The organism is Amycolatopsis bartoniae (assembly GCF_014191255.1).
In the GTDB taxonomy this organism is placed as follows: domain Bacteria; phylum Actinomycetota; class Actinomycetes; order Mycobacteriales; family Pseudonocardiaceae; genus Amycolatopsis_E; species Amycolatopsis_E bartoniae.
In genome coordinates this window covers 49739-62991 of the sequence record NZ_JACHWH010000012.1, presented here as the reverse complement: position 1 = coordinate 62991, position 13253 = coordinate 49739, and the positions used below count along the sequence as shown (strand labels likewise).

Genomic DNA, 13253 nt, shown 5'->3' with positions numbered 1-13253 from the left:
CGAGGGAACGAAATGACCGAGACACCCACCAAGTCTTCCGAGCCCGACGCGGCGATCGCCGACTTCGGGATCGACACCACCTCGCGCACCACGTCCGAGGCGATCGGCGACTACTTCCGCCGGCTGCGCGGCGGCGAGCTCGGCGCGGTGCCCGCGCTGCTGGGCCTGCTCGTGCTCGTCGTGGTGTTCACGAGCCTGTCGGACTCCTTCCTGACCCTGAACAACATCGCCAACCTGTTCGCGCAGGGCGGCGGGCAGACCATCATCGCGATGGGCATCGTGCCGGTGCTGCTGCTCGGCGAGATCGACCTGTCGGCGGGTACCGCGTCCGGAGTGTGCGCCTCCATCCTCGCGCTGCACTGGACGCAACACGGCAACCTGCTCGGCACCATGGGCCCGACGATGTTCTACGGCTTCGTCATCGGGGCCGTGGTCGCGATCGCGCTGTGCGCCTGGATGCGGATCTGGATCGGCGCGGCGCTGTCGGCGGTGGCGCTGATCGTGCTGCTCGTCGGGTTCACGAGCAACCCGTGGATCGAGATCGTCCTGGCGATCACGGTCGGCACCGTGATCGGCTCCATCACCGGCGCGCTCGTGTCCAAGATCGGCATCCCGTCGTTCGTCGTGACGCTGGCGTTGTTCATCGCGTGGTACGGCGTCGTGCTGGCGCTCGTCGGCGAGGGCGGCACGATCACCATCCGCGACAGCAAGGTGCTGTACGACGTGGCCAACGGCAACCTCGGCACGCTGGCCAGCTGGCTGCTGTTCGTCGTGGCGGGCGGCGGCTACGCGATCGTGGTGCTGTTCCGGCACTTCTCGCGGCTGCGCAACGGCCTGGTCGCGCAGCCGACCACGCTGATCGCGATCAAGGTCGGCGCGGTCGTGGTGCTGGGCGCCGTGGCGACGTACCTGCTGACGGTGAACCGCTCGCCGAACCCGGACCTGACCACGATCGCCGGTGTGCCGTGGGTGGTGCCGATCATCCTGGTGCTGCTGGTCGCCGGCACGTTCGTGCTCGACCGCACCCGCTACGGGCGGCACGTCTACGCGGTCGGCGGCAACAAGGAGGCCGCGCGCCGCGCCGGGGTGAAGGTCGACAAGATCCGGATGAGCGTGTTCGTGATCTGCTCGTCGGTGGCGGCGATCGGTGCGATCGTCTACAGCTCCAAGGTCGGTTCGGTGGACGGCAACGCCGGTAACGGCAACACGCTGCTGTTCGCGGTCGGCGCGGCGGTCATCGGTGGCACCTCGCTGTTCGGCGGCCGCGGCCGCATCCGCGACGCCGTCATCGGTGGTCTCGTGCTCGCCACCGTCCAGAACGGACTCGGCCTGCTCGGGTACCAGGCGGACACGGTCAACATCATCACCGGACTCGTGCTGCTGGTCGCGGCGGCCGTGGACGCGCTGTCCCGCAGGCGCGCCGCGGCGGCACGCTAGATTCGGTGGCGGCCGAAGAGGAGACGACAGCAGCAGGGAAGCCCTAGGTGACGACGACTTCGACCTCCGGGACGCGCCCGGACGACGTCCGTCGCCACAACCGGGCGGCCCTGCTGCGCCGCCTCCACGTCGACGGGCCTTCCACCAGGGCCACGCTCGCGACGGCGCTGGGGCTCAACCGCAGCACCATCAAGGCATTGGTGGACGGCCTCGCCGAGGACGGGGTGGTCGAGGAACGGGTGCCCGCCCAGCGCAGCGGGGCGGGCCGTCCGTCGCTGCTGGTGCTGCCGCAGCCGCAGGCCGCGGTGGTGCTGGCGATCGACATCCGCGTCGAGCGCGCGGCGATGGCGCTCGTCGGCATCGGCGGGCAGATCCTCGGGCGCGACAGCTGGCGCGTGCGCGGCAGCAACGAGCCCCGCGAGGTCTTCACGAAGATCATGGACTACGTGGGCCCGCTGGTCGCCGAGCAGGAGGTCGGCCCGGTCGCGGTCGGCGTGTCCGTGCCCGGCGTGGTGCGCCGCTCCGACGGGTTCGTGCACGAGGCGCCGAACCTGCACTGGAGCGACGTGCCGCTCGGGGCATGGCTGTCGCACGCGCTGAAGCTGCCCGTGCACATGGGCAACGACGCCGAGCTGGGCGCGCTGGCCGAGTACCTGCGCGGAGCCGCCCGGCGCGGCGACGACGTGGTGTACATCGGCGCGGACGTCGGTGTCGGCGGCGGGGTGATCTCCAACGGCCGGTCGTTGCGCGGCGCGGGAGGGCACCATATCGGCGAGGTCGGCCACATGGTCGTGAAGCCCGGCGGCCTGCCCTGCTACTGCGGGGCGCACGGCTGCTGGGAGACCGAGGTCGGCGAGCGCGCGCTGTGCCGGGCGCTGGGGATCGAGGAGGACACGCCCGTCGGGGCCATCATCGCGGAGCTGCGGGCGCTGGACGCGCGCGGCGAAGGGGCGCTGGACCGGCTGGACGGGTTCGTCGAGTGGCTCGCGCTCGGCCTCGGGAACGTCGTGAACCTGCTGTGCCCGCAGCTGGTGGTGCTCGGTGACCTGTTCGCGGCCCTGCCCGTTCCGGTGGTGACGCGGGTGGAGGAGATCGTGCGCGAGCGCAGCCTGGTGAGCCGCGCCCTCGGCGGCACCCGGGTGGTCACGTCGGCGCTGGGTTCCGACGCCAAGCTGCTGGGCGCCGCCGAGCTGGCGTTCGAGGCGGTGCTGGCGGACTGGTGAGGTTCAGGCGACTTCGTTGAGCTTGCCGGTGGCGACGTCGAAGACGAAGCCGCGGACGGAGTCCTTCCTGGGGATGAACGGGCTGGCCTTGATGCGCGCTACCGACTGGCGCACATCGGTTTCCAGGTCGTCGAACGCCTCCGCCGCCCACGCCGGTTTGATCCCCGTCTCGTCCTGGATCGCCTGGCGGAACCCGTCGTCGGTGAAGGTGAGCATGCCGTAGACGTCGAGGCGCGCGTCCATGCACGCCACGACGGCTGGATGCTCAGCGCACCAGGCGGAAGAACGAGCGCAGCTCCCCGGCGAACAGCTCCGGTTCCTCCAGCGCGGCGAAGTGCCCGCCGCGGTCCGGTTCGTGCCACCAGCGGATGTCCGGATAGCGCCGGCCGGCCCACCGGCGGGACGGGCGCGGCACCTCCCGCGGGAAGACCGTGCAGCCGGTCGGCACCGGCACCGTGTCCTCGGCCGCGCGGGTGAACCAGTCCGACACCTGGCGGAAGCTCTCCCAGTACAACCTCGCCGAGGACGCGCCCGTGCCGGGCAGCCAGTACAGCATCACGTTGTCCAGCAGGCGGTCGCGCGTGAGCACGTCGTCCGGCCGCTCGGTCCACGAGCGGTACTTCTCCACGATCCACGCGCACAACGCGGCGGGGGAGTCGACGAGCCCGTAGCCGAGGGTCTGCGGCTTGGTGGACTGCTCGGCGGAGTAACCGGACTCGTACCGCGCGGCGTGCTGGAGCGCGTCGAGGCCGGCGCGTTCGGCGTCGGTGAGGTCGTCGAAGGTCGCCGGGTCGGGGGCGGCGATCGGCGGCATCACGTGGATCCCGGCCAGGTGCGCGGCGTCCTGCTGGCCGAGGGCCGTGCTGACGCTCGTGCCCCAGTCGCTGCCCTGCGCGCCGTAGCGCTCGTAGCCGAGGCGGGCCATCAGCTCCGCCCAGGCGCGGGCGATGCGCTGCACTCCCCAGCCGGTGGTGGCGGGCTTGTCGCTGAAACCGTAGCCGGGCAGCGTCGGCAGGACGAGGTGGAACGCGTCGGCCGGATCGGGCGGGTTCGTGAGCGGTTCGAGGACGTCGAGGTACTCGATGAGCGAGCCGGGCCAGCCGTTGGTGAGCACGAGCGGCAGCGCGTCCGGGTGTGGGGAGCGCAGGTGCACGAAGTGGATGCCGAGCCCGTCGATCTCCGTGCGGTACTGGGGAAGCGCGTTCAGGCGGGCCTCGGTGACGCGCCAGTCGTACTCCTCGGCCCAGTAGCGGCACAGGTCCTGGACGTACGCCAGCGGCACGCCCTGCGACCAGTCCGCGACGGGCTCGCGGTCGGGCCAGCGGGTGCGGCGCAGGCGTTCGCGCAGGTCCGCCAGCTGCGCTTCGGGCACGTCGAGGCGGAACGGTGTGAACAACTCGGGCACGACCCGATTGTATGAATCGTGTACAGGGATTTCTGAGACTTCGGCGGGTAACGACCCGATGCCCCAGCCGAAGGGAAACTCAGACGTGACCGGGAAGAACCGAAGAATCGCACTGGCCGTCGCGGCGGCGCTGGCCCTGCCGCCGGCGTTCGCCGCCGTGCCCGCGCAGGCCGCGCCGTCCGGCGGGACGAGCTGGCAGGCCGATCTGTCGACTGTGGACGGTGACGACGCCGGGGTCGCCTACGCCGGGGGTGCGCTGCGGGCGTCCGGTCCGGAGGCCGGCTACCTGGTGTTGCCGGAGCGGAAACTGGACCGGCGGGTGAACCGCGTCGTCGCCGGAACCCAGGGCACCGGCGCCTTCGAGGTGGACGTGCGCGGCAAGCTCGGCGGGCAGGACTGGACGGAATGGACACCCGCGAGCGGCGGCGCGGCCGTGCTGCCCGCCGACGTGTCGACCGTGCAGGTGCGGGTCGAGGCCGACCCGGGCTCGGCGGTCACCGGTGTGGAACTCACCGCCGACGAGGCCCCGCAGCTGAGGGCCGCCGCGGCCGCGACCCCGTTGACGTACAAGGTTTTCGCCACCCGTGAGGGCCTGACCGGCGGTACCACCGCGAACGGTCACGTGATCGCCAGCCGGGACCACTTCGTGGCGTTGCCTTCGGGCCGCGGCCTGGCCCCGAAGGCAACGGGCGACTACACGGTGCGGGTGTGCAAGACCGACGGCAGCCGGTGCGAGTACACGCCCGTGTGGGACGTCGGGCCGTGGAACACCAAGGACGACTACTGGAACGCGAACCGCCAGTCGTGGACGGACCTGCCGCAGGGCAAGCCGGAGGCGCAGGCCGCCTACCAGGACGGCTACAACGGCGGCAAGGACGAGTTCGGCCGCAAGGTCGCGAACCCGGCGGGCATCGACCTGGGGGACGGCACCTTCCTGGACGGGCTGCAACTGTCGGACAACGGCTGGGTCAACGTGACCTACCTGTGGACCGGCTCCGGTCCGACGGGCACGGTGAAGACCGCGGGCGACCCGATGAACGTGCGGTCGTCGGCGAGCACCAGCGCGAGCATCAAGGGCCTGGCGGCGAACTACGCCAAGGTGACCATCGAGTGCTATGTGGAGGGTGACTCGGTCACCGGGACGTACGGAACGAGCGTGATCTGGGACCGGATCGGGCCAGGGCACTACGTGTCGGACAGCTATCTGTACACCGGGTCGGATGAGCCGGTGGCACCGCACTGTTGAGGTTTGGTGAAAGCCCTCCTTCCGGGTAGCGGGAGGAGGGCTTTCCGGGCTCATCCTGGAGCCTGCCCGCTCTTTGATCTCTTGTCTTTCGTCCCACGGTGGGTCGCCCGTTGTGGGCCGGGCGTGGCCGCCCTCCTCACCCGACCACCCCCACCCCTCCCGCCGAGCGTTCAACAGTTGCCCCACCGCGTCAAGGGCGCCTTCGGCGTCGCTTCGCGATCGCTGCGCGACCCTTGACAGTGAGGATGATGGGTGTGTGATCGCCTGTCTGGGGTGGTGACCCGACCCTTGACTGACTGATGGTGGTGTCCTGGCTGGGATTTGTCCCGTCCTGGGTGGGTGTTCACGCGCGTGCACCGTGCGGGGTGGTGTGACTTCATAGGAGCCTGTTGCCGCAGGCGACCCGTCATTGTCCTGTCCGACCACCCCGCCGGTGTGCGTGGCCCCATGCCCTGCTGGAGAACAGGATGGCCATGACCACGATGACACAGTCGGCGATGGATGACAGCGGTGGCGGTGTGGTGGGCGGGGTGGACACCCATCGTGATACCCACACCGCGGCGGTGCTGGATGCGCGGGGGCGGTTGCTGGGCACGGCGGAGTTTCCCGCGACGCAGGACGGTTATGCGCGGGTGCTGGCGTGGTTGCGGGGATTCGGGCCGCTGTCGCGGGTGGGGGTGGAAGGCACCGGTGCCTATGGCGCCGGCCTGGCCCGCTCTCTGGCCGGTCACGGAATCACCGTGCTGGAGGTCGCCCGCCCGGACCGGCGTGCCCGGCGCGTCCGCGGGAAGTCTGATCCGTTCGACGCCGAAAACGCCGCCCGTGCGGTCCTGTCGCAGGACGGTACCCGGGTCAGCACACCGAAGGACCGGGCCGGCGCGACCGAAGCGTTGCGGGCGGTGCGGGTGGCGCGCCGCTCGGCGGTGGCTGCTCGCGCGATCGTGCTCAACCAGATCCACACGCTGCTGGTCACCGCCCCAGAACCACTGCGCAGCCAGCTGCGGGGACTGGCCCCCGCCCGCGTGATCGCCGTCTGCGCCGGAGAGGATCCAGCGCAGCTGACCGACCCCGCCCACATCGGCGACCCCGCCACAGCGACCCGGCTGGCGTTGTATCACCTCGCTCGCCGTCATCACCATCTCTGCGGTGAGATCACCGCACTGGACCAGGTCGCGACCGCTCTGGTGGAACGGATCAACCCCGCTTTGCTGCAGCTACCGGGAGTCGGCCCGGACTGCGCGGGCCAGTTGCTGGTCACCGCCGGGGATAACCCCGACCGCCTGCACTCAGAAGCCGCGTTCGCCCATCTCTGCGGAGTAGCCCCGATCCCCGCCTCCTCCGGACACACCCACCGGCACCGACTCAACCGCGGCGGCGACCGCCAAGCCAACGCCGCCCTCTACCGCATCACGCTATCCCGACTGCGCTGGGACCCCCGCACCCGCGACTACCAACAACGCCGCACCCACCAAGGACTCACCAACAAAGACATCATCCGCTGCCTCAAACGCTACATCGCCCGCGAAATCTACAACACCCTCACCAACCCCACCACCAGCACAAACACCCCTTGACAACCATAGGAGCATCACGGCGAGTCAACTGCTAAGGCGGCTGGGGATCGGGGACGGGGGAGGTCTGGGTAGTGGTCAGGGTTATCGCGTTGCCGGGTGCCAGATGGGGTGAAAGGGAAAGCCCGCCACACGGCGTTGTGTGGCGGGCTTTGTGTGCGTGGTGTTAGCCGCAGTGTTCCATTGGGCTGGTGTAGCTGTTCGTTCCTGCGCTGCCGCCCCATTGGACGCACTTGCCGGCCGCGCCGGCGGTCACCGGGCCCGCGTAGTAGGAGAAGTTGCCCGAGTCCGTGACGCGCGTACCGTCCTCGACCTGGAGGAACGCTGACGTGGCGCTCGGCGTACCGACACTCGTCTTCTTCATCGTGGACACGCAGTTCTTGCCCGTCGAAGCGTTGTAGGACAGGTAAACCGTGCCCGCCGTGCCCAGGGCCTGCTGGTCGATCACACTGTAACCCGCCCCGCAGGCCGGGGCGCCCAGCATCGCTTCCGTCACCACCGAATACCGGATGGAGGCGCTCGCGTTGTACTCGGGGCCCGCCTCGTACATCACGCCGACCGAACTTTGGCTCAGCTGCACCATGTCCGAGTATGCCGCATCCTGGTCCCACACCAGGACGCTGCTGCCCTTGCTCGTCCAGTTCCCGCCTTCGTCGAACGACGAGTGCACCACCAGCTCCTTGCGACGGTCGCAAGTGGACGGACCGGCGAACAGGATCCGGTCGTACGCCCCGCCCTGGTCGGTCGCGCTCATCCGCACCACCGAGCTCTGCACGACCGGCGTGATCAGGTCCGGCTCGTAGGTGAACTTCTGCGAGAACGTGGCACCACCATCGGAACTGATGGCGTACGCCCGGTTCTTCGTGCCGTCGTCGAGGCACTTGTTGTCGTCGTTGGCGTCATTGCGCGCCGCCGCGTAGATGCGGCCGTCGGCCAGTTCGACGAGGCTGATCTCCTGCGGGTTCAGCGCCGTGGTGGCCGGGGAGTCCGTCGCCCCGCGGTGCCACGTCACGCCCTGGTCGTCGCTGTAGATGATCGAACCCGAGTTCTGCGAGCCGATCTTGTAGCTCATCCCGGCGACCAGCCGCCCTGCGTGCTCCCCCCGGGTGAGCACCAGGCCGTGCGCCGGGCCCGTCGCCAGCCAGCCGGGTGCCGACGCGAAACCCAGCTCGGTGGTCAGGACCTTCGGCGCGTTCCACGTCGCGCCGTTGTCGTCACTCCACTGCACGCGCGGAATCCGGCCGCACGACGGGTTCGTGTAGCACTGCATCGTCGACAGCAGCACGATCCGGCCCGTCGACGGGATCACGATCGGGGCCGGGTTGCCCTTGGTGTCGCCGTTCGCCTTGATGACCGTCTGCTGCGCGCCCCACGTCTTGCCGCCGTCGGTGGACCGCTTCATGACCAGGTCGATCTCGCCCAGGTCGTTGCAGAAGCTCGCACCGCCGTTGCGGGCCTCGGCGAACGCGAGGAGATCGCCGTTCTTCGCCTTCACGATGGACGGGATGCGATAGCAGTCGTGCCCGTCGGTGTTCTCCTGGAAGATCACGGTGTTCGACACCGCCGCCTGCGCGGGCGCCGCCGGGGCGGCCAGGGTGACGAACGGGGCCAGCAGCGCGACGCACGCGCCGGCCACGGTCCGGAGTCTCATAGCGGGATCCCTTCGTGGAAAGGCCCGGGAGGTTCCCCCGGGCGGCCTCATCGTCGGGACCGCCCGCACAAAACGCGTACAAACCTCAGGCGGAGCCCGGTACGCCCACACGATCCGGCACCGCCCGGCCCAGTCCCCGCAGCCACTCGTCCGGCGGCTCCGGCCACCACCGTCCCGACGGCAGCCGCGACAGCACGTCCGCCACCGCGCCCGCGCTCGCCCGCGCCGGGATCACGCGGCTCGGGGAGACACCCGCGAGCACGCCGAGCCACCAGTGTTTCCGCGTCGCCGGAAGGGATTCCGGGTCGAGCACGACGTAGTAGTCCGGTAGCTGCACGGTTCCCCACCGCAGCCCGGCAAGCGCGGCCTCGACCGCGACCTCCAGCGTGCCCGCCGGGTCCTGCCGGTCGAAGAACCCCGCCCACGCCGCCGCGACGTCCGCCAGCGGGTCGGCGTCGTGCACCACGTACGCGGCGTGCGACTGCGCCACTAGGCGGCTCGCGTCCTCGGCGTTCCCGGCGGGCGCGGCGCGGACGTTCGCCAGCCCGTCCAGCCGCGGCAGGATCTCCGCCGCGCCTTCGCCCGCCACGACCACCACTGTGCTGCTGGGTCTCGCCACGACCCCAGTTTATTTCAGCCGCCCGCCATGGCGCCCACGACGAGGAAGGGCTCATCCCCGCTGACCACGCGCTCGGGCAGGGGAGCGTCCGGCGGCTCGTGCGACAGGTCCTGCTCGCACGCGAAGAACCGCACGAAGGCCCGGCGCCGGTGCGTGCGCTGGTCGCGGATCGTCCCGCGCAACGCGGGGTACCGCGCCTCCAGCGCGTCGAGCACGGCCCGCTGCGTCACCGGACCGGCCAGCTCCAGCCCCACCTCGCCGTCGATCCGCGCGAGCGTGCGCAGGTGCGCGGGCAGGTGGACGCGGATCACGGCAGCGTCTGGACTTCGACCGACAGGACCGCGGGCAGGTCCCGCACGATCGGCGCCCAGCTGTCCCCGCCGTCGGCCGAGCCGTACACCTGCCCGCCGGTGGTGCCGAAGTACACCCCGCAGTCGTCGAGGCGGTCCACGGCCATCGCGTCCCGCAGCACGTTGACGTAGCAGTGTTCCTGTGGCAGCCCGTTCGCGAGCGGCTCCCACTCGTCGCCGCCGCGGCGGCTGCGGTACACGCGCAGCCGCCCGTCCGGCGGGAAGTGCTCGGAGTCGCTCTTGATCGGCACCACGTACACGGTGTCCGGGTCGTGCGCGTGCACGTCGATCGCGAACCCGAAGTCCGTCGGCAGGTCCCCGCTGATCTCGCGCCAGTTCTCCCCGGCGTCGTCGGTGCGCATCACGTCCCAGTGCTTCTGCATGTACAGCGTGTCCGGCCGCGCCGGGTGCTGGGCGAGCCGGTGCACGCAGTGCCCCACCTCGGCGTCCGGGTCCGGAATGCCCTCCGAGCGCAGCCCGTGGTTGATCGCCTGCCACGTCTTGCCGGTGTCGTCGCTGCGGAACGCGCCCGCCGCCGAGATCGCCGCGTAGATCCGCTCCGGGTTGGCCGGGTCCAGCTTGATGGTGTGCAGGCACATCCCGCCCGCGCCCGGCTGCCACGAGGGCCCCGAGCCGTGGGTGCGCAGCCCCGGCAGCTCCTGCCAGGACTGCGCACCGTCGACGGACCGGAACAGCGCGGCGTCCTCCACGCCGGCGTACACCAGGTCCGGATCGGTGGGCGAGGGTTCGAGGTGCCACACGCGGGCGAACTCCCACGGGTGCGGGGTGCCGTCGTACCACTGGTGGGTGCCGGGTGTGCCCTCGTAGGTGAACGTGTTGCCCACCGGCCGCCACGTCCGCCCGCCGTCGTCCGAGCGCTGGATCAGCTGCCCGAACCAGCTCGTGGACTGCGAGGCGAACAACCGCTGCGGATCGGCGGGAGAGCCGGTGAAGTGGTACACCTCCCAGCCCGCGAAGTGGGGGCCTTCGACCTGCCACTGCCGCCGCGTGCCGTCGGAGGTCAGCACGAACGCACCCTTGCGCGTGCCGACCAGCACCCGTACACCCGTCATGGCCGTTCCTTCCGCCGCTGGTGCGTCCACGTTAGGCGGCGGGGGAGCGGGAGTCTTCTCCAATCTTGCGCTGTCAGCCCTCGCGCCAGGAGTCGTCCGGCAGTCCGCTCGCGCCCTGCGGTCCCATCAGCAGCATCCCGCCGTCGACGACGTAGGACGCGCCGGTGACGTAGCTCGCCGCCGGGCTGGTGAGGAACGCGACCACGGCGGCCACTTCGCGCGCGTCACCCGTGCGGCCCAGGGGCACGCCCGGACGTTTCTGGTCGCTCGGGTCGGCGTCGGTCTGTCCCGTCATCGGCGTGGAGATCTCGCCGGGCGCCACGGAGTTCACCGTGATGCCGTGCTCGGCCAGTTCGAGCGCGAGGACCTTGGTCAGCATGCCCACCCCGGCCTTCGCCGCGCAGTAGGGCGCGGCGCCGACGCGTGGTGCGTGCTCGTGAACGCTGGTGATGTTGACGATCCGGCCGCCCCGTCCGGCGTCGATCATCCGGCGGGCGGCCCGTTGCGCGCACAGGAAAGCGCCGTGCAGGTCGACGTCGATCACCTGGCGCCACGTGGCGAAGTCCATCTCCAGCGCGGGCGTGCGGGTGCCGGTGCCCGCGCAGTTGACCAGCACGTCGACCCCGCCGAGCGCGTCGGCGAGCTCGTCGACCGCGGCGGCCGCGGCAGGCAGGTCGGTGAGGTCGAGGTGGCGGACCTCGGCGCGGGCGCCGAGCCGCCGGACCTCCTCGGCCGTGTCCCGGGCGCCGTCGGCGTCGGAGTGGTAGGTGATGCCCACGTCGACGCCGCCGCCCCCGAGGGCGGCGGCGATCGCGCGGCCGATGCCGGAGTCCGAGCCGGTGACGATGGCCGTCCGCGGCCGGCCCGCCTGGTCCTGGGGGAGGGGTGCGGTGTGCGTCATGGCTTCCGCATACCCCCGGGCCGGGCTTCGATGCGCGCTCAGCCCACCGGGCCGTCGGCGAGCGTCACCGTGCCGCTCTGCGCGGCGCCGCTCTGGTCGGTCCACGTGAGCGTCACCTTGTCGCCGGGGTGGAAGCCGTCCATGAGCGTGGTCAGCGTGGTGGCCGAGTCGACGGTCTTGCCGTTGATCCCGGTGAGGACGTCGCCCGCGGCCAGCCCGGCCTCTTCGGCGGGCGCGCCGGACACGACCTGCTGGACGACGGCGCCCTCCTGTGAGTCGGTGACCGACACCCCGAGGAAGGCCGAGCTGCCGATGTGCACGGTGTTCGAGGCGTTGCCCGCCTCGATCTGCGTGGCGATGCCCAGCGCCTGGTTGATCGGGATCGCGTAGCCCGTGGCGCCGGCGCTCTGGCTCTGCTGCTGGCTTTGCTCGCCACGGTGGCCCGCGCGCCCGCCGCCGAACTGGTAGCCGGTGGAGGCGGCGGTGTTCATGCCGACCACCTGGCCGTTGCTGTTCGCCAGCGCGCCACCGGAGTCACCGGACTGGATGTTCGCGTTGACCTGGATCAGCCCTTCGAGCTGTTCGGAGCTGCCGCTCGACTCGTCGCTCGCGGTGATGGACTGGTCCAGTGCGGTCACGGTGCCCGCCGCGACGCTCGGCGTGCCGCCGGTGCCGCCCGCGTTCCCGATCCCGACGACCGCGTCCCCGACGGCGACCTTCGACGAGTCCGCGGCGGTGATGGTCTTGAGGCCGGAGGCGCCCTTCAGCTGCAGCACCGCGACGTCCTCGGTGCGGTCGTAGCCGAGCACGGTCGCCTGGTAGGTCTTCCCGTTGCCGATGTCGGTGACCGAGATGCTGGTCGCGCCCTCCACGACGTGGTTGTTGGTGAGCACGATCCCGTCGGCCGTGAGCACCATGCCGGTGCCCGCGGCCTGCGCGTTCTGGTAGCCCAGCGTGGTGTTGACGTCGACCAGGCCAGGGTCGACCTTCTCGGCGACCGCGCCGGCGTCGAGGGACTGCACGCTGGTGCCGGTGTTCTGGCTGGTCCCGCTGTCCGGGGCGAGGCCGAGCGAGCGGTTCGAGGACGTGTGGTGCAGGCTGCCGACGAAGAACCCGGCGCCGACGAGCAGGGTCAGCGCGAGGGCGCCCAGCACGAGGCCGAGCGTGCGCAGCGGGCCCGCGGTGCGCTGCGGCGGAGGCGGCGGGTAGTAGCTCATGGCACCAGGAAACCCGCGGGGCCTGAGAACCGCCTTCGGGGCGACCGTGAAAACCCTGAGAAGGTGCTGGGAAGATACCGGGCGTGACGGTGGCTCGGTCGATGGTGCTGTTCGTGCTCGCGGCGGTGTTCGAGATCGGCGGGGCGTGGCTGGTGTGGCAGGGCGTGCGCGAGCACCGCGGCTGGGCCTGGATCGGCGCCGGGGTGCTCGCGCTCGGCGTGTACGGGTTCGTGGCGACCCTGCAGCCCGACGCGCACTTCGGCCGGATCCTCGCCGCGTACGGCGGGGTGTTCGTCGCTGGGTCGCTCGCCTGGGGCGTGCTCGCCGACGGCTACCGGCCGGACCGCTTCGACGTCCTCGGCGCCCTGCTCTGCCTCGCCGGCGTCGCCGTCATCATGTACGCGCCGCGCTGAAGATGAAGATGCACCAGTCAGGGCTTGCGTAGCGGTGCGGGTGGCGGAACCTCAGCGGCCTTCTCGCTCCGGGATCGCCTCCTCATGACCGCCAGGTCACCACGGAGGCGCTGTCCTCGCGAGAAGACCGCTGAGAACCCGCAGCGG

The 13253-nt window shown here is 71.1% G+C and carries 12 protein-coding genes and 1 pseudogene; 5 read left to right on the top strand and 8 right to left on the bottom strand.

Going from position 1 to position 13253, the window contains the following annotated elements; all coding sequences use genetic code 11:
• The first annotated feature begins 12 nt into the window (after positions 1–12).
• Together FHX82_RS32805 and FHX82_RS32800 are read left to right on the top strand one after the other, a co-directional pair.
• Entirely contained in the window at positions 13–1437 is a 1425-nt protein-coding gene (locus tag FHX82_RS32805) for a sugar ABC transporter permease (RefSeq protein WP_145938626.1), read from the top strand.
• A gap of 47 nt (positions 1438–1484) precedes the next feature.
• Positions 1485–2660, top strand: a complete 1176-nt coding sequence (locus tag FHX82_RS32800) for an ROK family transcriptional regulator (protein WP_145938627.1) — start codon at positions 1485–1487, stop codon at positions 2658–2660.
• Between the two features lie 3 nt (positions 2661–2663).
• Here FHX82_RS32800 and FHX82_RS32795 read toward each other — a convergent pair.
• Positions 2664–2930, bottom strand: a pseudogene (locus FHX82_RS32795) (carbonic anhydrase); the annotation flags it as partial.
• A complete protein-coding gene (locus tag FHX82_RS32790; RefSeq protein WP_145938641.1) occupies positions 2926–4056 on the bottom strand; it encodes an epoxide hydrolase family protein in 1131 nt (376 codons plus the stop codon). The gene FHX82_RS32790 and the pseudogene FHX82_RS32795, both read right to left, overlap by 5 nt.
• Positions 4057–4150: 94 nt before the next feature.
• Here FHX82_RS32790 and FHX82_RS32785 point away from each other — a divergent pair, with 94 nt between their 5' ends.
• Both FHX82_RS32785 and FHX82_RS32780 read left to right on the top strand, forming a co-directional pair.
• A complete protein-coding gene (locus tag FHX82_RS32785; protein WP_229880305.1) occupies positions 4151–5311 on the top strand; it encodes a DUF8814 domain-containing protein in 1161 nt (386 codons plus the stop codon).
• A gap of 473 nt (positions 5312–5784) precedes the next feature.
• A complete protein-coding gene (locus FHX82_RS32780) occupies positions 5785–6885 on the top strand; it encodes an IS110 family RNA-guided transposase (protein ID WP_446323457.1) in 1101 nt (366 codons plus the stop codon).
• A 163-nt stretch (positions 6886–7048) separates the two neighbouring features.
• Here FHX82_RS32780 and FHX82_RS32775 read toward each other — a convergent pair whose 3' ends face one another.
• From FHX82_RS32775 to FHX82_RS32750, 6 genes are all read right to left on the bottom strand, one after another.
• Complete coding sequence (locus FHX82_RS32775; protein WP_145938629.1) at positions 7049–8533, bottom strand: sialidase family protein; 1485 nt, start codon at positions 8531–8533, stop codon at positions 7049–7051.
• Positions 8534–8618: 85 nt separating this feature from the next.
• A complete protein-coding gene (locus FHX82_RS32770) occupies positions 8619–9152 on the bottom strand; it encodes a hypothetical protein (RefSeq protein ID WP_145938630.1) in 534 nt (177 codons plus the stop codon).
• A 14-nt stretch (positions 9153–9166) separates the two neighbouring features.
• Positions 9167–9463 (bottom strand): MoaD/ThiS family protein, encoded by a 297-nt coding sequence (locus FHX82_RS32765; protein ID WP_145938631.1) that lies wholly within the window; start codon positions 9461–9463, stop codon positions 9167–9169.
• On the bottom strand, positions 9460–10575 hold the full coding sequence (locus FHX82_RS32760) for a WD40/YVTN/BNR-like repeat-containing protein (RefSeq protein WP_145938632.1): 1116 nt from the start codon (positions 10573–10575) through the stop codon (positions 9460–9462). The genes FHX82_RS32765 and FHX82_RS32760 overlap by 4 nt, the downstream gene beginning before the upstream one ends.
• Before the next feature lie 73 nt (positions 10576–10648).
• Entirely contained in the window at positions 10649–11476 is an 828-nt protein-coding gene (locus tag FHX82_RS32755; protein ID WP_145938633.1) for an SDR family oxidoreductase, read from the bottom strand.
• Between the two features lie 38 nt (positions 11477–11514).
• On the bottom strand, positions 11515–12693 hold the full coding sequence (locus FHX82_RS32750; protein ID WP_145938634.1) for a S1C family serine protease: 1179 nt from the start codon (positions 12691–12693) through the stop codon (positions 11515–11517).
• Between the two features lie 83 nt (positions 12694–12776).
• Between FHX82_RS32750 and FHX82_RS32745 the strand changes: the two genes are divergently transcribed.
• Positions 12777–13106 carry a YnfA family protein gene (locus FHX82_RS32745; RefSeq protein WP_145938635.1) on the top strand — a complete coding sequence of 110 codons (330 nt, stop codon included), beginning with the start codon at positions 12777–12779 and terminating at the stop codon, positions 13104–13106.
• Positions 13107–13253: the final 147 nt, after the last annotated feature.